The sequence below is a fragment of the Tenacibaculum pacificus genome (assembly GCF_027941775.1).
Classification (GTDB): domain Bacteria; phylum Bacteroidota; class Bacteroidia; order Flavobacteriales; family Flavobacteriaceae; genus Polaribacter; species Polaribacter pacificus_A.
The window spans coordinates 2401912-2421269 of sequence record NZ_CP115917.1 but is presented as its reverse complement, the minus strand read 5'-3'; the positions used below and the strand labels follow the sequence as shown (position 1 = coordinate 2421269).

At 30.0% G+C, this 19358-nt stretch carries 18 protein-coding genes; 7 read left to right on the top strand and 11 right to left on the bottom strand.

The window, feature by feature from the left end; translation table 11 throughout:
* The 3 genes from PG913_RS11010 to PG913_RS11000 form a co-directional block, all read right to left on the bottom strand.
* Positions 1 to 1029 carry a rod shape-determining protein gene (locus PG913_RS11010; protein ID WP_271230751.1) on the bottom strand — a complete coding sequence of 343 codons (1029 nt, stop codon included), beginning with the start codon at positions 1027 to 1029 and terminating at the stop codon, positions 1 to 3.
* An 81-nt stretch (positions 1030 to 1110) separates the two neighbouring features.
* On the bottom strand, positions 1111 to 2637 hold the full coding sequence (gene purH / locus PG913_RS11005; protein ID WP_271230750.1) for a bifunctional phosphoribosylaminoimidazolecarboxamide formyltransferase/IMP cyclohydrolase: 1527 nt from the start codon (positions 2635 to 2637) through the stop codon (positions 1111 to 1113).
* Between the two features lie 69 nt (positions 2638 to 2706).
* On the bottom strand, positions 2707 to 3159 hold the full coding sequence (locus PG913_RS11000) for a GAF domain-containing protein (protein ID WP_271230749.1): 453 nt from the start codon (positions 3157 to 3159) through the stop codon (positions 2707 to 2709).
* 107 nt (positions 3160 to 3266) lie between these two features.
* On the opposite strand from PG913_RS11000, the gene PG913_RS10995 reads away from it, so the two are divergent.
* The 3 genes from PG913_RS10995 to PG913_RS10985 all read left to right on the top strand — a co-directional run bounded on the left by PG913_RS10995 (position 3267) and on the right by PG913_RS10985 (position 6344).
* Positions 3267 to 3680 (top strand): HYC_CC_PP family protein, encoded by a 414-nt coding sequence (locus PG913_RS10995; RefSeq protein WP_271230748.1) that lies wholly within the window; start codon positions 3267 to 3269, stop codon positions 3678 to 3680.
* 68 nt (positions 3681 to 3748) lie between these two features.
* Positions 3749 to 5980 (top strand): TonB-dependent receptor, encoded by a 2232-nt coding sequence (locus PG913_RS10990; protein ID WP_271230747.1) that lies wholly within the window; start codon positions 3749 to 3751, stop codon positions 5978 to 5980.
* Between the two features lies 1 nt (position 5981).
* A complete protein-coding gene (locus PG913_RS10985) occupies positions 5982 to 6344 on the top strand; it encodes a heavy-metal-associated domain-containing protein (protein WP_271230746.1) in 363 nt (120 codons plus the stop codon).
* Positions 6345 to 6406: 62 nt separating this feature from the next.
* Here the strand turns inward: PG913_RS10985 and PG913_RS10980 are convergent, their stop codons facing one another.
* The 8 genes from PG913_RS10980 to PG913_RS10945 form a co-directional block, all read right to left on the bottom strand.
* Entirely contained in the window at positions 6407 to 7447 is a 1041-nt protein-coding gene (locus PG913_RS10980; protein ID WP_271230745.1) for a pseudouridine synthase, read from the bottom strand.
* A 46-nt stretch (positions 7448 to 7493) separates the two neighbouring features.
* A complete protein-coding gene (locus PG913_RS10975; RefSeq protein ID WP_271230744.1) occupies positions 7494 to 8411 on the bottom strand; it encodes a geranylgeranylglycerol-phosphate geranylgeranyltransferase in 918 nt (305 codons plus the stop codon).
* Between the two features lie 11 nt (positions 8412 to 8422).
* Positions 8423 to 9349 (bottom strand): mevalonate kinase family protein, encoded by a 927-nt coding sequence (locus PG913_RS10970; protein WP_271230743.1) that lies wholly within the window; start codon positions 9347 to 9349, stop codon positions 8423 to 8425.
* Between the two features lie 108 nt (positions 9350 to 9457).
* Complete coding sequence (locus PG913_RS10965) at positions 9458 to 10537, bottom strand: diphosphomevalonate/mevalonate 3,5-bisphosphate decarboxylase family protein (RefSeq protein ID WP_271230742.1); 1080 nt, start codon at positions 10535 to 10537, stop codon at positions 9458 to 9460.
* A 198-nt stretch (positions 10538 to 10735) separates the two neighbouring features.
* Positions 10736 to 11677, bottom strand: coding sequence for a hypothetical protein (locus PG913_RS10960; protein WP_271230741.1), 942 nt, complete (start codon positions 11675 to 11677; stop codon positions 10736 to 10738).
* Between the two features lie 9 nt (positions 11678 to 11686).
* Positions 11687 to 12547: a hypothetical protein gene (locus PG913_RS10955; protein ID WP_271230740.1), complete on the bottom strand. Its 861-nt coding sequence runs from the start codon at positions 12545 to 12547 to the stop codon at positions 11687 to 11689.
* A 20-nt stretch (positions 12548 to 12567) separates the two neighbouring features.
* Positions 12568 to 14133, bottom strand: a complete 1566-nt coding sequence (locus tag PG913_RS10950) for a SusD/RagB family nutrient-binding outer membrane lipoprotein (protein ID WP_271230739.1) — start codon at positions 14131 to 14133, stop codon at positions 12568 to 12570.
* 9 nt (positions 14134 to 14142) lie between these two features.
* Positions 14143 to 17232, bottom strand: coding sequence for a SusC/RagA family TonB-linked outer membrane protein (locus tag PG913_RS10945; RefSeq protein ID WP_271230738.1), 3090 nt, complete (start codon positions 17230 to 17232; stop codon positions 14143 to 14145).
* Between the two features lie 271 nt (positions 17233 to 17503).
* Between PG913_RS10945 and PG913_RS10940 the strand changes: the two genes are divergently transcribed.
* The 4 genes from PG913_RS10940 (at position 17504) to PG913_RS10925 (ending at position 19317) form a co-directional block, all read left to right on the top strand.
* Entirely contained in the window at positions 17504 to 17737 is a 234-nt protein-coding gene (locus tag PG913_RS10940) for a hypothetical protein (RefSeq protein ID WP_271230737.1), read from the top strand.
* A 21-nt stretch (positions 17738 to 17758) separates the two neighbouring features.
* The gene (locus PG913_RS10935; protein ID WP_271230736.1) at positions 17759 to 18043 is read left to right on the top strand and encodes a hypothetical protein; all 285 of its coding nucleotides are present in this window, start codon (positions 17759 to 17761) and stop codon (positions 18041 to 18043) included.
* A 76-nt stretch (positions 18044 to 18119) separates the two neighbouring features.
* Positions 18120 to 18740, top strand: a complete 621-nt coding sequence (locus PG913_RS10930; protein WP_271230735.1) for a hypothetical protein — start codon at positions 18120 to 18122, stop codon at positions 18738 to 18740.
* Between the two features lie 130 nt (positions 18741 to 18870).
* On the top strand, positions 18871 to 19317 hold the full coding sequence (locus PG913_RS10925) for a KTSC domain-containing protein (RefSeq protein ID WP_271230734.1): 447 nt from the start codon (positions 18871 to 18873) through the stop codon (positions 19315 to 19317).
* The last annotated feature ends 41 nt before the right edge of the window (positions 19318 to 19358 follow it).

Sequence of the window (19358 nt, the reverse complement as noted above, 5' to 3'; positions counted from 1 at the left end):
TTATTTGATTAATACAGATTTGTATTTTTCAAGGTTTTTTAAAGCAATACCTGTTCCACGTACAACTGCACGTAAAGGGTCTTCTGCTACATAAACTGGTAAATCTGTTTTTCTAGATAAACGCTTGTCTAATCCTCTAAGCATAGAACCACCACCAGCTAAATAAATACCACTATTATAAATATCGGCAGCTAATTCAGGCGGTGTTTTAGATAAAGTTTCCATTACAGCATCTTCAATACGTAATATTGATTTATCTAAAGCTTTTGCAATTTCTCTATATGAAACTTGTACTTGTTTTGGTTTACCACTTAATAAATCTCGTCCTTGCACCATCATATCATCAGGTGGACTTTCTAAATCTTCAGTAGCAGAACCTATTTGTATTTTTATTTTCTCAGCAGTAGTTTCCCCCACATATAAATTGTGTTGTGTACGCATATAATACATAATATCACTAGTAAATAAATCACCAGCAACTTTTACAGATTGATCGCATACAATACCAGCAAGTGCAATTACAGCAATTTCAGTAGTACCACCACCGATATCAATAATCATGTTTCCTTTAGGCTCCATAATATCAATACCAACCCCAATAGCAGCTGCCATTGGTTCATAAATTAAGTAAATTTCTTTGGCATTCATATGACGACCAGAATCAATTACAGCACGTTTTTCAACTTCCGTAATTCCTGAAGGAATACAAATAACCATTCTTAAAGAAGGAGGGAAAAGTTTTCGTTTAATAGCCGGAATTTGTTTAACAAATTCTTTAATCATTTCTTCAGATGCCTGAAAATCTGCAATAACCCCATCTTTTAACGGACGAATTGTTTTTATATTTTCACGAGTCTTCCCCTGCATTCTGCTAGCTTCATGACCGGTAGCAATAATTTTACCTGTCAATCGGTTACGTGCAACAATGGAAGGATTGTCAATGACAACCTTTCCATTGTGGATTATAAGTGTGTTTGCAGTACCTAAATCGACTGCAATATCTTCCGTCATAAAATCGAAGAATCCCATATAAAGTCCGTTGTTTTACTTGTTTCTAATGTGCTCTCACAAATCTAGTTAAAATCTGCGGGTATTTCACATTGAATATGATTAATGTTTAAAATGTCTTGTTCCTGTAAAAACCATAGAAACATTATTGTTATTACAATAATCAATACTTAATTGATCTTTAATTGATCCTCCTGGCTGAATTACACTTACAATTCCTGCGTTTTTTGCGATTTCTACACAATCAGGGAAAGGGAAAAAAGCATCACTTGCCATTACCGCTCCGTTTAAATCAAAATTGAAAGTCTTTGCTTTTGTAATTGCTTGTGTTAATGCGTCAACTCTACTAGTTTGACCTGTTCCTCCAGCTAACAATTGCTTGTTTTTCACTAAAATAATTGTGTTCGATTTAGTGTTTTTACATAATTTAGATGCAAATAATAAATCGTCTAATTGAGCAGTAGTAGGTCTTGTATCAGTAGGATACGATAAATCCTCTAATTTATCAGTAATTGTATCTTTATCTTGTACTAAAACACCATTTAAAGCAGTTCTAACTGTTTGTGCAGGTAAAGCTGTTTCTTTTTGAATTAATAAAACTCTGTTTTTCTTACCTTTTAAAATAGCTAAAGCATCTTCATCAAAAGAAGGAGCGATTACTACTTCACAAAATAATTTATGAATTTCTTCAGCAGTAGCTTTATCTACGTTAGTATTTGAAATTAAAACTCCACCAAAAGCAGAAGTAGGGTCACCAGCTAAGGCATCAGTATATGCTTGGTAAATAGTTTCTCTTTGTGCAAAACCACAAGCATTATTATGCTTTAAAATAGCAAATGTTGGTGCTTCTCCTTTAAATTCGTTAATTAAAGTTACAGCAGCATCAACATCAAGTAAGTTATTGTAGCTTAATTCTTTTCCGTGTAATTTATCGAACATTGCGTCTAAATCACCAAAGAAATATCCTTTTTGATGTGGATTTTCACCATATCTTAAAGTTTTAGAAGTAGTTTCACTTGCTTTGTAAACAACTTCATCTTCATTGAAGTAGTTAAAAATAGCAGTATCGTAATGAGAAGAAACATTAAAAGCTTTAGCAGCTAATTTTTTTCTATCACTAATTGTAGTTGTTCCGTTACTTGCAGTAATAGTGTTTAAAAAACTTCCGTATTGTTCCATTGAAGAAACAATAATAGTGTCTTTAAAGTTTTTAGCAGCTGCACGAATCAATGAAATTCCACCGATATCAACTTTTTCAATAATATCTTGTTCAGGAGCTCCAGAAGCTACTGTTTTTTCAAAAGGATATAAATCAACAATTACTAAATCTAATTGAGGAATGTTATATTCTTTCATTTCAGCAACATCACCATCATGATCTTGACGATTTAAAATACCTCCAAATACTTTTGGATGTAATGTTTTGACACGTCCACCTAAAATAGAAGGATAAGAAGTTACTTCTTCAACAGGTACTACATTAATACCTAAGTCTTTTATAAAAGATTCTGTTCCTCCTGTAGAGTAAATAGTTACTCCTAAGTCGTTCAATTTTTTTACGATAGGTTCTAATCCGTCTTTATGAAAGACTGAAATTAGTGCAGATTTGATAGTTTTTTCGTTGCTCATTGTTGTTGTTTTGTTAAGCTTACAAAGCTACTAAAAGCCTAATGGTTATACAATAATTATTTTATTATTTTAAATGAATAAAGCTACTTTTTTACAGGTATATTCTAATAAAGCTTCATCATCTGATGTAAAAATATTAGCGGTGTGAGAATCAATATCAATTTGTCCAATATTTTGATTATCAACAAAAATAGGAATTACAATTTCTGATTTTACTTTCCATCCACAAGAAATATAATTATCTTGTTCTGTAACATCTTGCACAACAAAATTCTCATTACTAACAGCTACTTGTCCACAAATTCCTTTTCCAAAAGGTATAATTATATGGTCAGTAGGTTCGCCATTAAATTGTGCTAATTTTAATTCGTCTTTGTCTCCGTTTTTAAAATAAAATCCTACCCAGTCATAATAGGACACTTTACCTGCTAAGTAGTCACAAATTTGTTGTAACTTTTGTTCCTTTGTAGTATTACTTTCTGCAATATTATTTATATTATTTTTTAAATCTTGTAAGTTCATAATTAAAAATTTAGTATCTTATTGGTTATTTAAATAAAGAGCTTACAAAAATAACCGTAAGTATTATTAAATAACAAAAAAAATGATTTTTTGTACCTTTGCAATAGATGAAACTTCTTTTTATTAAAATATCAACCATATTATTAGCTTTGCTAGTATTATTTTCTACCTTTTCTTTTAGTGTAGAAAAGCATTATTGTGGCGATTTTTTAGTTGATATTTCTTATTTAGGTAATGCAGATAGTTGCGGTAGTATATCAAATAATGATACTTGCGAAACTATAATTAAGAAAAAAGAATGTTGTAAAGATGAAGTAGAACAAATTAAAGGTCAAGATGAAATATTTAAAGATTCTTTAGATAAAATAAGTTTTGATAAAGTAAAGTTTGTTCTTGCTTTTTATGCGTCTTATAAATTACCTTTTCAAGCTCTTGAAAAACAAGATGTATCACATACTGATTACACTCCGCCTGATTTAATTTTTGATATTCAGGTACTTCATGAAGTTTTTATTATATGATTTTACAATTTTTTTAGGTACGTATTAATAATACGTAACAAATTATTGTTGAATTTAAATATAATATAATGAAAATAAATATATTCAGTATTTTAATACTGATTTCGTCTGTTGCCTTTTCTCAAAGTGAGTTTAAAGGTATGATTATGGATAAAAATAATCAAAAAAATAATTTAGGTGTTTACGGTGCAAATATTCATTGGTTAGATACAAATGTAGGCGTAACAACCAATGAAAAAGGATGGTTTACAATACCTTATAAAACCGAATACAAAAAGCTAGTGATTAGTTTTGTTGGTTATAAAACCGATACAATTACTATAAATAGTTTAAAACCGATTCATCATTTTTTAAAGGAAAGTAACACTTTAAATGAGATTGTTGTTAAATCAAAGAAGAGTGCGACTCAAAAATCGTATTTATCATCTCAAAATTTAGTAACCATCAATAGTGCAGAACTTTTAAAATCGGCATGTTGTAATTTGGCAGAAAGTTTTGAAACAAATCCATCAATAGATGTTAATTATTCTGATGCATTAACAGGTACAAAGCAAATTCAAATGTTGGGTTTAACGAGTCCATATTTGTTAATTACGCAAGAAAACATTCCATCTATAAGGGGTGCATCACAAGCATTCGGGCTCTCTTTTACCCCGGGTACTTGGGTAGAAAGTATTCAAATAACAAAAGGAGGAGGTAGTGTTGTAAATGGTTACGAAAGTATTTCTGGACAAATAAATGCCGAATTAGTTAAGCCATATACGAATCACCGATTTTTTGTAAACGCCTACGGTTCAGCTGGAGGTAGAATGGAATTTAACACGCATTTAAACCAAAAAGTAAGTGACAAGTGGCAAACTGGCTTATATGTTCACGGTAATTATAGAGGTGAAAAGTTTGATAAAAATGAGGATAATTTTTTAGATAATCCGCTAGCAAAACAAATTAATATCATGAACCGTTGGCAGTATGTAGATGCGCAAAAAGGATGGGTGAGTTTTATTAATTTTAGATATTTAGATGATCAGAAGCAAGTAGGTGAAGTTGATTTTAACCCTGATACAGATAAAGGGGCTACTACTGTTTGGGGAAGCGAAATTAAAACAAAACGTTTTGATACTTCTGCTAAATTAGGGTATGTTTTTCCTGATTTACCTTTTCAGAGTATGGGAATACAGGCTGCGTATAGTAATCATAAACAAGATTCTTATTTTGGATTAAGTAATTATAATATTCAGCATCAAAGTTTTTTTAGTAGCTTTATTTTTAATTCAATTATCGGTGATACTAGAAATAAATTCAAAACAGGACTTAGTTTTACTTATGATAAATATGACGAGTTTGTAAACGTTACTACGGCAAATAATTATGACCGTAAAGAAAATTCTGTTGGTGCTTTTTTTGAATATGCTTATGATAATGCTGATGATATAAGTATAACTGCGGGATTAAGAATTGATACACATAATATATTAGGAACTTTTGTAACGCCTCGTTTACATATTCGCTATGCGCCTTGGGAACAAGGAGTTTTTAGAACATCGATAGGGAAAGGAAGAAGAAGTGCTAATATTTTTGCTGAAAACCAACAATTTTTTGCATCTTCAAGACAAGTTAATATTGATGATGTAGGAGGGAAGGTTTATGGCTTAAATCCGGAAACAGCTTGGAATTATGGAATATCGTTTTTGCAAGGTTATAAATTATTTGGCAAAAAAGGTGATATTACTTTTGATTTCTACAGAACAGATTTCGAAAATCAAGTTGTGGTAGATTGGGAAAATCCGCAGGAAATATCTTTTTATAATTTAGACGGAAAAAGTGTTGCTAACAGTTTTCAGTTAGAGGTAAATCAAAATATAATTCCTTATTTTAATACTCGTTTTTCATATAAACATTACAATGTAAATACCGATTTTAAATCAGGAAATTTAAATAAAGCTTTACAGGCAAAAAATCGTTTTTTTGCAAATGTATCTTATGAAACTCCTAAAAAAGAAAACGATGCTCATTGGAAATTTGATGTAACTTATAATTGGGTAGGGGAGCAACGATTACCAAATACGCATCAATTACCAGAATATTCAGAAAGTTATAATTTATTAAACACACAAATAACTAAAGTGTTTTCAAAGAAGTTTGAAATTTATGCAGGTGCAGAAAATATAACAAACTATAAACAAAAAAATCCGATACTGGGAAGTAGTAATCCGTTTGGTTCAAATTTTGATACAACAATTATATACGCCCCAATATTTGGAAGTAATTATTATACAGGTTTAAGATTTAAAATAGATTAAGATGAAAAAAATAGCAATAGTACTAGCAATTTTATTGATGAGTGTGTCTGTATCGGCACAAAAAAAGAACAAAAATGCCAAGATTTCTTTAAATGTTGATGGCGTTTGTAATATGTGTAAAGGACGTATTGAAAAGGCAGCTTTAAATACAAAAGGTGTTAAATATGCACAATGGAATGTAAATACACATGAGTTAAAGTTAATTGTTGATGAGCGTAAAACAGATGTTAAAACAATTCAACAAAATGTAGCAAATGTTGGGCATGATACCAAAGCAGTAAAAGCACCAAAAGTAGCTTATGATAATTTACATGGATGTTGTAAATATAGAAGTGAAGAAATACAAGAAGACCATAAGAAGTAGTGAAATATAGGTCATAAAAAAATCCCGAGTTTTAAACTCGGGATTTTTATTATAAACATTTTTTATAACATTTTTAAAGTGTTTACTTCTTGTTCGGTTAACTCACGCCATCTACCACGAGGTAAATTACGTTTGGTCATTCCTGCAAAAATAACACGATCTAGTTTTGTAACTGCATATCCGAAGTTTTCAAATATTTTACGTACAATTCTGTTTCTTCCAGAGTGTATTTCAATACCAACTTCTGTTTTTCTTTCACCTTCTACATAAGAAACGGCATCAATAAAAACTTTTTTACCTTCAATAACAACATCACCACGTAATTTATCTAAATCTGATATAGATAATTTTTTATCTAAAGAAGCTTGATATAATTTACGTACATTATGTTTTGGATGTGTTAATTTTTTAGCTAACTCACCATCGTTTGTAAATAATAATAAACCAGTAGTATTTCTATCTAGTCTTCCAACAGGATAAATACGTTCTTTGGTCGCATTATCTACAAGTTCCATAACTGTTTTACGACCACGTTCATCTTCCATGGTAGTAATATAGTTTTTAGGCTTGTTTAATAAGATATAACGTTTCTTTTCGATTGAAATTAAAGTACCATCAAAACGAACTTCATCGGTAGGTTGTACCTTGTAGCCCATTTGTGTCATTAAATTTCCGTTTACAAAAACACTTCCGTGTTCAATATAAGTATCGGCTTCTCTACGAGAACAAATTCCTGAATTAGAAATGTACTTGTTTAAGCGAATCCCTGCAGTATCATCTTTGCTTACTTGCTCAACAGCTGGTTTTCTGGCATCACTTCTAAACTGTTTTTTATTATCCGAAGAACTAGTTGCAAACCTTGGTTTTTCTGATGATTTTCTAACAGGTCTATCTGTTCTTTCAGTTTTATTTCTGTCAGAAGATGATCTATTTCTGTCAGATCTATCAGAAGAACTTCTGTTTCTTTCTGATGAACCACTATTTCTATCAGAAGAACTTCTATCCGATCTAGAAGATGTTCTATTTCTGTCAGATGATTTTTTTTCACGAGGATTGCTGTTCTTGTCAGCCTGTCGTCCTCTCGACGAGTTTTTTGAATTCATAATTGTGTTTTAAAAAGATTGCAAAGGTACAGTAATTATTTGATTTTTAATCTAAAGCAATTACGACTTTATCTAGAATTAAAGATTTATCTATAAAAAGTAAACTGAATACACCGATTAATAATAATATCTTTAAAATGTTGTGTAACAGTACGTATTGTTTTGTTTTTGTTGCCTTCCAAGTATAAAATCCAATAAATACCAAAGTAATAGCTGCTAAATAAAAATAGTATTTCATGTATTCGATAGCAGGATAATTAAATAACACACCAATTGGTACAAGTGTTAAAAACATCAATAATAAGATTAATTTTTTGGTGTTTTTTTCGCCATATTTAACAGGGAACGTATTGTAATTATTAAGAATAGCTCCTTTTATGTTTTCTAAGTTTTTTATCAATTCACGAATTAATATGATTAAAAACAGAAAAATAGCATGTACAAAAATTACTTTTGAAAAATTTTTATAATGAACAAAAACCACAAAAAAAGGAAGTATTGTTAAAATAGTAACACTTATTAGTCCTACAAATGGATGTTTTTTTAGTTTATGTGAATAAAACCAAATTCCAAAAATATAGATTGCAAAAAAGAAACCTGCTCGCCAAGAAACTAAATATCCGAAGCAAAAACCTATAAAATTTAATGCAAAGTATAATGATAATTTAGTTTCTTGTTTTACATAAGAATCTAATCCCGATTTTATAGGTCGATTTATTTTATCAGCATCTTTATCATAAAAATTATTGATAATATAGCCTGAAGCAACCACGCAAATTGTCGCAATAACGAGATATAATAAATGCCAATCGAAAAGCACGGGTTTTACTGATTTTTGATCAGAAAAAATAAAAATAGCAGCCAAATATTGGGCTGCTATTAATACTAAAATATTGTAGCCTCTAACAACTGATAATAGGCTGAATAATTTTTTAAGAAATGTACTGACTTTTAAAGTGCTCATGTTGGCATTGTTTAAAATCGATACACTAATTCTAATTTATAATCTTTTAAGCTTGTTTTTGCTTTTTCGTAATCTTCAGTAAATCCTAAGATGTAACCACCACCACCAGAACCACAAAGTTTTAAGTAGTAATCATTAGTTTGAATTCCTTTTTCCCAAATTTTATGAAAAGCAGTAGGAATCATTGGTTTAAAGTTCGTTAAAACAACTTTTGATAATTTTTTTACGTTACCAAATAACGATTTTACGTTTCCTTGTAAAAAATCATCAATACAAGCATCAGTGTGTAAAGAAAATTCTTCGCTTAACATTTTTCTAAAACCTTCGTTTTTCATCTTATTCATAAAGATGTTTACCATTGGTTCAGTTTCACCTGCTTGTTCAGAATCTAATAAAAAAACAGCACCTTTTCCTTGTTTTTGAGAGGGGATACCAGCTGGTTCAATATTTTCTTTTGAATTGATTAAAATAGGTAAACTCAAATAAGAATTTAACGGATCTAAACCTGAACTTTTTCCATGGAAAAAAGATTCCATTAATGAAAAAGCTTGTTTTAAAACTAACAGTTTATTACGTGTTAAGTTTTCTAAAACGGTAATTTTATTGTCTGCATATTTATCATATATTGAAGCAACTAATGCTCCTGAACTTCCAACACCATACCCTTGAGGAATAGAAGAGTCAAAATACATACCGTTATCAATATCATTTTTAAAAGAAACTAAATCAAAAGAAACTAAATCTGAATTTAAAGTTTGTAAGTAATTATAATACTTATTTAAATTTGTGTTCGATTTTTTAGCTTCACCAGTTAAGTTGGTCGCCGATTTTAAAACACCTTTATATGAGTTGAACGGAATTGCCAACCCTTTCGAGTCTTTAATAATTCCATACTCTCCGAATAATAATATTTTTGCGTAAAATAAAGGTCCTTTCATAGCTATTTTAATTACTTGGCAAAAGTACAGGTAAAAGTGCTAGTTTACAAACTAGTACACCTTTTTGTAAATTTAATAATGTTTGTTTTTAGTAATAAGGTTTTTAGATTACATTAATTTTGATCCAAAACCTACATTATCAGTAATATACTGATTATTTTGACAATAATCTGCTAAAACATTTTTAATAAATAATTCAACCTGAGTTTTTTCCGAAGTAGGGTATAAGACATGAACATTTGCACCTGCATCAAGTGTAAAACAGATATTACTGTTATTTTGTTCTCTGTATTCCCAAATTTTATTGATAACCTCTAAGGTGTTTGGTTTCATTAAAATAAAATACGGATTACTTGTAAGCATCATTGCGTGCAATGTTAATGCTTCGCTTTCCACTAAAGTGATAAATTCTTTAATATCTCCGTTAGTAAGTATTTTTGATATTTTAGCTAAGTTTTCGTTTGCTTGTTTAAAACGTTGTTCTGCATACGGATGATTGTGCATTAAATTATGTCCAACAGTTGATGAAACTTGTTTTTCTCCTTTATCGACGAGTAAAATAGTATCACAATAATTTTCAAAAATTTGATGTACTTTATAAGGGAATTTTATGGCGAATAAATCAGAACTTCCTTCTATTTCAGGATGTTCTCCCCAAACAACTAAAGGACCTTCAATACTTCTACTAGCGCTTCCAGAACCTAAACGAGCTAAAAAAGAAGCTTTTTTATTGATAAAGTCGGGTGTTAAATCAGGATTTAAGGCTTTTTCTAAACTCAATAAACACATAGCAATTGCACTCATTCCACTTGCTGATGAAGCAATTCCGCTACTATGAGGAAATGAATTTTCAGAAGAAATAACCATTTTATATTCTAAAATATAAGGGCAATATTCTTGAATTCTTTCAAAGAATTTAGCAATTTTAGGTTTAAAATCATCTTTCTTTTTTCCTTCAAAAAACAATTCAAAAGTAACTGTATTACTTTTTGATATTTTTTCAAATTCAATAGTTGTAATTGTATGACAATTATTAAGAGTAAAGCTTATAGAAGCATTTTTAGGAATCTGCGGATTACTTTTCCCCCAATATTTAACTAAAGCAATATTACTAGGTGTTTGCCAAGTATAAGTGGATTTTTGAATTGTTTCTGTTACTTTTTTTGAAATAAAATCTGCTGTATTCAATTGTGTTGCTATTTAATAAAGATATGTAAAGATATGTTTTGTTGCAGGTATTTAAAATTAAAAATAAAAATAGTTGAGCATTTAAATGATAAAAAAAAAAAGGAGTAGGGTGTTTTAATTTTTAATATAGTAATTATTAAGCATAAAAAAAGCAGAGAAATAAATTCTCTGCTTTTAAAATATTTAAAACTAAATATATTATTTAGTAGTATCTACTAAAACTTTTCCAGTAGCATCTTTTACGATATATGTAGAATCCTCATTTACAGTTACAGTTCCTGCATCTACAATTTGAGCCCAAGCATCATTTGCAGTACTAAAAGTTAAATTTACAGAATTAGATGTTTTACCTGCTACACCCATACTAAAAGGAACGGTTAAATTAACAACAGGGTCAGTATCTTCTGTAGGGAATTTTCCATAATCTCCGATGTATCCTTCAATAGTATATTCACCACTTTTTAAACCGTTTGCGTTTAATGCGAACATTGAAGAACAATCATCTTGAACAGGATCAATATAAGTACCATCAGCATTTACTAAGTAAAGCCAAAACTCAACGCCTACCTCACATAAATTAGTACCATTTGGTCCTAATACACCTTCGTAGCTTAAAGCTAAATCTAAAGTAGGAATATCTTTAATTGTAACAGGTATAAAAATAGGGTTTCCTTCTTTACTTGTTTTCACACGATTGTATGTGTGATCTTCAATACGTAATACATATTTCTCATTACCTTCATTATAACTATCTATAAGAGCTGAAATATTAAGCTCTACTTCTGTAGCATAAGCAGGAATTTTTAACTCAAAACCTCGACCCTCCTCAAGAGATGAAGATGTTTGATCTTGAATGTTTAAAGAAAAATCTTCTAAAACTTGGTTGTTTTCATCATCATTTTCAGCTCCTACTAAAGAAACTAATAAGCTAGAAGGTTCAATAATTGCTTTATCAAGTGTAAATTTAATAGTAGCATCTTTTCCTTCTTCTATTAGTAAAGAAGATACAGAAGGGGTAGCAACAGGTCTTTTATCTTCTGTTGTTAACATTCCTGTTTCTGTGAATTCTGGATCACGTGACGCCATAGCTAGTGCAATAATTGCTAGCGAGGCTGTTTTATATAAAATATGTTTCATCATTATTTTAATTTAGTTTTTAGTATATGTACTTTTTACCTTACGAAATTTTCCACCAAAAACAACTTTGTATTCAATAGTAATATTTCCATCTGCATCAACTTGACCTGCTGGTGTTGAGGCATCTCCATCTAAAGACTGAACTACATTACCCCAGTAACCTCCTAGTTGTTGATCTTTAATAAATACTTCACCACAAATAACTTCAAATACATAACCATCATAATTAGCAGGAGGGCTTAAGTCACCTACTCCCCATCTAAAAGTTGTTGCAGTTCTGTATAAGTTAGGAGTTCCATCGTGTAAAATAATAGCTTCCCCTGGATAATCTCTTAAAGTTGGACTTCCGTCGTATTCAGCACCTACCATTTTATTATCGTAAGTAAAATCTTCAACATTAGCTTTACATCCAACAAAAGTTATTGCAATTTGCTTGTTATTAGATCCTATTACAACATTATCATTATCAATGCTAATTTCTAAAACTACTTTAGAAGGAACAGATAAATTTAAAGAACCTGTATTTACTGTTAAAGGGATTAACGCAAAATCATCACCTGCTTTAAGTGTAACTTTTTTATTCTCTAAAGAAAATTCAGTACCTTCTGTTGCTGAAGATTTATCCGTAACAACCTTAATTGTTACCTCTAAATCTTCTTTCAAAAATTGACCATCTCCTCCTCCTAAGAATTTAAGAGGAATTTCTGATACTACAGGTCCTTTGTCTTCAAAATGAGAAATTGTTTTGGCTCCTTCAAAACCAATGATGTAGGCTCCGTTTTTATCGACACTAGTAAACTCTTGATCTTCTTGACGTACAGAAAAAGCAAGTAGCGCTACTATAAAAAATAGTGTTATTTTAAGTGTTTTCATTTTTTTCTAATTTTTAAAAATTATTTTGTAGTATCCCAGAATATCGTTTTTGTAAAAATATCATTTTGAGATACCCCTTGAGCAGTTACATTAGCAGTATTACCTGAATATTCCGAATCTGGATAAGGAAAACGATTTGGTTTTTTACTACTGCTTGCTCTTAAAGGCATTGGTGTAACAGGAAACCCGGTACGGTTATACTCAATAAAAGATTCAATAGCATTAATACTATTTAAAGCAATCCATTTTTGAGTCATAATTGCTTCTATCTTATCGGTAGAAGCATCCCAACCTAATTTATTGATTGTGCTAATTTGAGAGATGTAAGCATCAGTTTCGGCACTAGTAATACCATGGTAAGCAAATGATTCTCTAATTCCACTTTCAAAAAATTCCTTCGCATTACCAGTAATTAATCCTTTTAAAACAGCTTCTGATTGTAAGAATAATGATTGAGCTGAACTAATTAAAATACCATTAGCTTCAGCACCTCCTTTAAAAGGAGTTGCTCCAATATTAGATACTTTTTTAGGCGACTCTGCTTTTAACGCACCTTGCTTAATACCTGCATATTCGTCATCTCCAGCATCATTTTTAAAACTATTATAAAGTGTTTTTAATCTAGGGTCAGCAACTCCTGTTAAATTCCCATTTAAAAAATTAATAGCATGCTCAGCAGCAGCAGACTGTGCGTACCAACTATTTGTTTTTCCTTCAGAATCGTGAAAACGATTATAAAACGGACTGTTTTTGTCTTCGTTAGAATTGTTAAACCCTGGGTTTATAGTTGCAGTTTCTCCTGCACTAATTAAACCTCCATTTTCAGTTAAACTAGCCTTTTCTTTATTGATGTGAGCTACTGTTTCAGCATCAGTTAAATCAGACTGTCTTACTAAAAGACGTAATTTAACAGTGTTTGCTAATTTAAGCCACTGAGCCATGTCTCCTTGATATACAATATCTTGAGATATACTTGGGGTTACTATAACATCCCCTTCTTTTTCTTCCTCTGTACTAGGGATATTAGAAAGAATAGGGTCTGCATTATTAATTAAAGAAATCGCTTGGTTTATGTTAGCAACTAATTCACGATAAATTTCTTTTTGATCATCGTAAGCAGGTGCTAAGTTTTGCCCTCCTTTAAAAGCTTCAGAATAAGGTACATTACCCCATAAATCAACAATTGTTTGCATGTAAAAAGATTTATTAATCAAAGCAATAGCTTTGTAATAATCATCTATACCAGGCGTACTTGTTTGAATAATATTGTCTAATTCAGCAACTCCTAAATACATATCGTTCCATAACCAAGAAACATCACCAGTTTTAATATCTAACTTAGTCCATGGAGCATATGCTCCTGTAAAGTTAAGGACATTACCTGACCAACTACCCATTAATACATTTCCGTAAATGTTTCCATTTACTACTTTTCCTGAATAAGAATCAAGTAAAGCAGCTGGTAATTGAATCCCTTTGGTTACCTGTGTCGGATTATTTAAATCCGTATTTACATCTAAGTAATCAGAACACGCCCCAAGTGAAAGAACGGCAGTTCCTAATAATATATTTCTAAATAATTTCATAATTTAATTTTATAATGATAAGTTAACACTAAGCCCGTAATACCTTGTTGGAGGTAATAAGTCATACCTTGCAGCTCCACCAGCATTTGCTGAATTATCACCACCTGTAGAGTTATACTCAGGATCTGTAAAACCTCTATTATCGTTAGATAATAAAACAAAAGGATTTCTAGCACTTAAACCTATCTGTAAAGTACTAACTCCTGTATTTTTTAAGAAGTCTTGCGGCATATCATAGCTTAATGAAATTTCACGTACTTTTAAAGCAGTTGCATCTAAAACAAAGTTTTCTTGTACATCGCTAAAATTATCGGTATAGTAACTTGTAATAGAGTTTGAAGTTGTTCCTCCTGTAATTACATTTGTGTTAGGAGTGAATTTTCCGTCGTCACCTTTTATTACAGAGTTAGGGTATATAAAACCTTTACGACCCGATTGAATTGTTTCAACAGCTAAACCATTTCTTGATAATTCTTGTTTTACACTACTATAAATACTATGCCCTGTTCTATAATCAAGTGTTGTTGATAAAGTAAAGTTTTTATAGTTAAAACTAGAAGATAATCCTAAAATGTAATCAGGAGTAACTTTTCCTAATACTACTTTAGCATCTGTTTGTAAAGGGTTTCCTGTATTAGCATCTATAATAACTCTTCCTTGGTCATCTCTTTGGTAAGCAATACCTTTAATTAAAGGGAATTCTTGACCTGTTTGAGCTACAATATCAACAGCATTATCGTTAGAAATTACAATTTCATCTAAAGAATCTGAAATTTTATCAACAATTGTTTTGTTTGTTGAATAACTAGCTCTAAGATCCCAACGGAAATCTTCTGTTTTAATAGGTACTAAACCTAAATCAATTTCAAAACCAGTAGAAGAAGTTTGTCCAATATTAACACCAGCGGTTGTAAGACCACTCGCTCTAGATGCAGCAACCTGAACAACTTGATCAGTGTTTTTAGATGAAAACGCACTTACATCTAAAGTAATACGACTTCTATATAAATCTACATTTAATCCAAATTCATGAGAAGCTGTAAACTCAGGTGTTAAGTTAGGGTCTGTAATAGTTCTGTCAGGACGAAAAGAAGTAACAGTTCCATAAGGAAAAGCAGTTGGCTTTTCATAAATAGCATTAACACCATAAATATCTGCAGCGTCATTACCAACTTTTACGAAAGAGTATGATAATTTTATTTTATTTAATACATCATTTTTTAAACTAGGAAATGCCTTTGTTGGTACAAAAGATAACCCTGCTGATGGATAAAAGAATGAATTGTTATCTTTCGATAATTTAGAAGTCCAGTCATTTCTAGCAGTAAGGTTTAAAAATAAATAATCTCTAAAACCGAAATCAAAGTTCCCAAAAAAACCAAAAGCTCTTTTTAAGTATTTTTCATCAGTAACTGAAGGAGCAGAAGCACCAGAAGCTATGTTTGCTAAAGATTCAATTGCTAAATTATCAACTGATGAATATAAATATTTACGGTTATATTCTCTAATGTCACCACCAATATTTGCTTTAAAAGTAAGGTCTTCAGTTAAGTCATAGTCAAAATTAAATTTATAGTTACTATAAATTTCTCTTGTAGTTCTGTTACGAGTAGAAAAAGTTGAAGGAGTTGTTCTATCACCTACTCTTACTACAGGCTCTACAAAAGCATTTCTTTTGTATTCTTTATTTGTTTGGCGGAAAATAGCATTTCCTAAAACACTAAAGTTAATATTATCATTAATTTCATAACCTAAGTTTATAGAAGTATTAACAATATCACTTTTAGTAGTAGATCTTACATTGTCTAATACCCAAGAAGGGCTTAAGTAATATGAATTCCAGTGACGTGTATTTCTTTCGTCACCTTGAAGATCTTTAAAACGATTAACATCTATATTTGTAGGTGTTTGTAATAAAGCTCCATATACAGAGTTATCACCACGACTAGTTTCTGAACTTGCTACTTTTTCACTATCAACAATATAAGAAATAGCACCATCTACGGTAAGTTTTCCTACTTTTTTACCTGCTTTAAAATTAAAAGAACTACGCTTATATTTTTCATTAGGTATAATAGAAGATACATCTAATAAACCAGCTGAAAAGTTTACATAACCATCTGTTAAACTACCAGTTGAAAGACCAATATTATGTTGTCTTTGAAAACCTGTATTGAAAAAATCTTTAAAATTATCAGGGTTTCCAACGTATGGTGCATACATTTGTGCAGATCCAGGAGCTGCTACACCAACTGGTTGTAGTGAACCATCAAATGCAGGACCCCAACCACCATTTTCAGCTAAGTTGATACCAGTACCCCAACCTTGACCATAAGTAGTTTGTCTTTCTGGTAAATACGCTAATTCTTGAATTTGTACAGAAGTACCAATTGTTACTCTAAATTTACCATCATTATTTCCTTTTTTAGTAGTAACGATTAATACCCCGTTACTTCCGTCAGAACCGTATAAAGCAGCACCATTTGCACCTTTTATAACGTTTACACTTTCGATAGATTTAGGATCTAAAGCGTTTAATACAACACTAGAAGAAATAGCACCATCAATTACGATTAAAGCACTGTTGTTTCCTGTTAATGATCTATTTCCACGTAATCTTAAATCAAAAGTTGGTTTTGCACCTTGACTTGTCGTGTTAATTTGTAAACCAGAAACTTTACCAACTAAACCTTGAGTAACAGTAGGTACTTCAGCTTTGGTAATTTCAGATGCTTTTACAACTTGATTTGCAGTTGTAATTTCATCAGATTTTCTTTTAATACCTAAAGCAGTAACAACAACTTCGTTAAGTAGATTTTCATCATCTACCATTTTTACATTAATTTTGTTAGAAGAACTAACTGTTTTTTTAACGACAGTTTTACCAACAAAGCTAAAAACAAGAACATCGTTTTGTTTTGCTTTAATTGCATAATTACCATCAAAATCAGTTTCTACACCAGTAGTAGTTCCTTTAATAATAATGCTTACACCTGGAAGTGGTCCAGATTCATCTGAGACAATCCCAGATATTGTTTTTTCTTGAGCAAATGTAAATTGCGTTACAAGAAAAAGTAGCCATAATAGTGTTACTCTCATATTCGAAAAATTTAATTATTTACTCAAATAACTTAATTAATGATTCAGATTCCTAATTTATGTTAATATAGTATAGTTATGTGGTAATTTTGTATTGTATTTTGTTTTTTTATAGAAATTTTAACATTTTATTATTATTTGTTTATGATGTAAATAATAATACCCTTTTTTACAGTAATTATCTTTTTCTTAAAAAATTTAAGTTTAGTGTTTGATGGTTTATTTATATTACATAAATAAGTACTTTTGTTTTGTAAAAAGGAACAAATATATGGGCAAAAAAATAAAACTAATATGGGATTTTAAAGGTCCAGATGGGGTAGCAACAGCTAAGCATCATTGTATTCATTTAAAAGAATTTGCACAAATAGATAGTTTAGCTTATGATGAAGTAAATCATGAAGAACTTAATCCAATGCACACCATCGCTTTTATTACTGTTGATGAAAGTATTATGAAAATTTTTAGAGATGCTTTAAAGCCTCACAGAGGAGAACTAGCTTAATTTAACTTAAAAAATAAAAATATGTTTTTAATAAATGCTTTAGCAAAACCAAAAAAATCATCAGAACATTATGATGAAGTTATCGGAGCTTATGTAAGTTTGTATATCGATTATAAAGATATTTCAGGTGCTCTTGAACTTGCCAAAATGTATATAAAAGAAGAGGGGTGGAAATTAACAGAAATAGAAGAAGAATATTTTACTCTTGATTCTATAAATGATGTTGATGAAGATCAAAAAGAATTATATGAAGAAGCTGTAACATACGGATATACAATTATCTTTAATTGTTACGAAGAGGAATAATATTTGTTGTTTTGGTTAGTTTTTACTTCTAATAAAAGCTAACCAAAATTTACTATCTTTCAGTAAAATTAGATTTATGAAGGTTCGTTTTTTATTGATTTACATGCTTTTTTTAGCTTTTAATGGATTTACACAGCATAAGTTAACTACTTATTCAGCTCATAAATCAATAACAAATGCTATTCGAATAAATAACGAACTTATTATAGGTCGAACTGCTTTTTTTGAGAAACAATCAGAAGAAAAACCATTGATGTTTCAAAATACAAAAATGAAAATTGCAGGAATTAATTGGCTGTCTAATGATTTATCAAAATATATAGAAACACTGCAAAAAGAAATTAATACCGAGCAGATTTTATATGATATGTTAAAAGATGGTGTTTATCAAAAAGAACTCTTTACAGATAATCACACTTTAAGCTTTAAAGGAAAAAAACTAAAATTAAAAATAGATAATTTATATGAACTTGCAGTAAAAGCTAATATTCATAAATTATCACAATTAGAAAATTTTTATAAAGGTCATTTTAAAACAGATGCTGTTTTTTATGGTTTTGATGAAAATCAATTAGATTATTTTCAATATCATTTTTCAGATACTTCTAATTACGGAATTATGATGGCACTAAATTGTTTGCTTTTAGATGTAAAAACATTTCAATTATTGTATTACGGTACTGTTATGAGTTATTAATTAATAATTGTTTTTGAAGTATTTAGATAAAATGTTTGATAAATAAAATAAAATATTTAAAATTTAAACAGCTTTGTGTCTCATATTCAGATAATTTGAGTAATTTCGCGGGCTAAATTATTTCATACAGATGAAACGTATAAAAGAATATAAGAAGCTTTTTAGTGTAGAAGGCCCTATAGTTTTAAAAGAATTAAAAACCACTTACCGTGGATTGGTAAAAGAGTGGCATCCTGATAAATTTCTAGACGAAGAGAAGAAATTAGAAGCAGAAGAAGTAAGTACTAAAATTATTGATGGTTATCACTTTTTAGTAAGTATTGCTCCTGAAACTAAAGAAGCTAATGCTGATGCATATAAAGCTACTATTACAGAATCTAGAGTTGCTGATTATCAACATAAAAGTATGTTATTAGAAGTTACTTTTACTGATGGTAATACATACGAATACTTTGGAGTAAGTAGAAAACTTTATATCAAATTTGTAAATGCAAAATCGATAAATAACTTCGGGAAAAGAAATATTTTCAATTCTTTTACTTACAGAAAATCGAAAAAAGCAACAGCTACTGCTTAAAATATTAGATTAACAATTATTGTTAATTACATAAAAAAAGC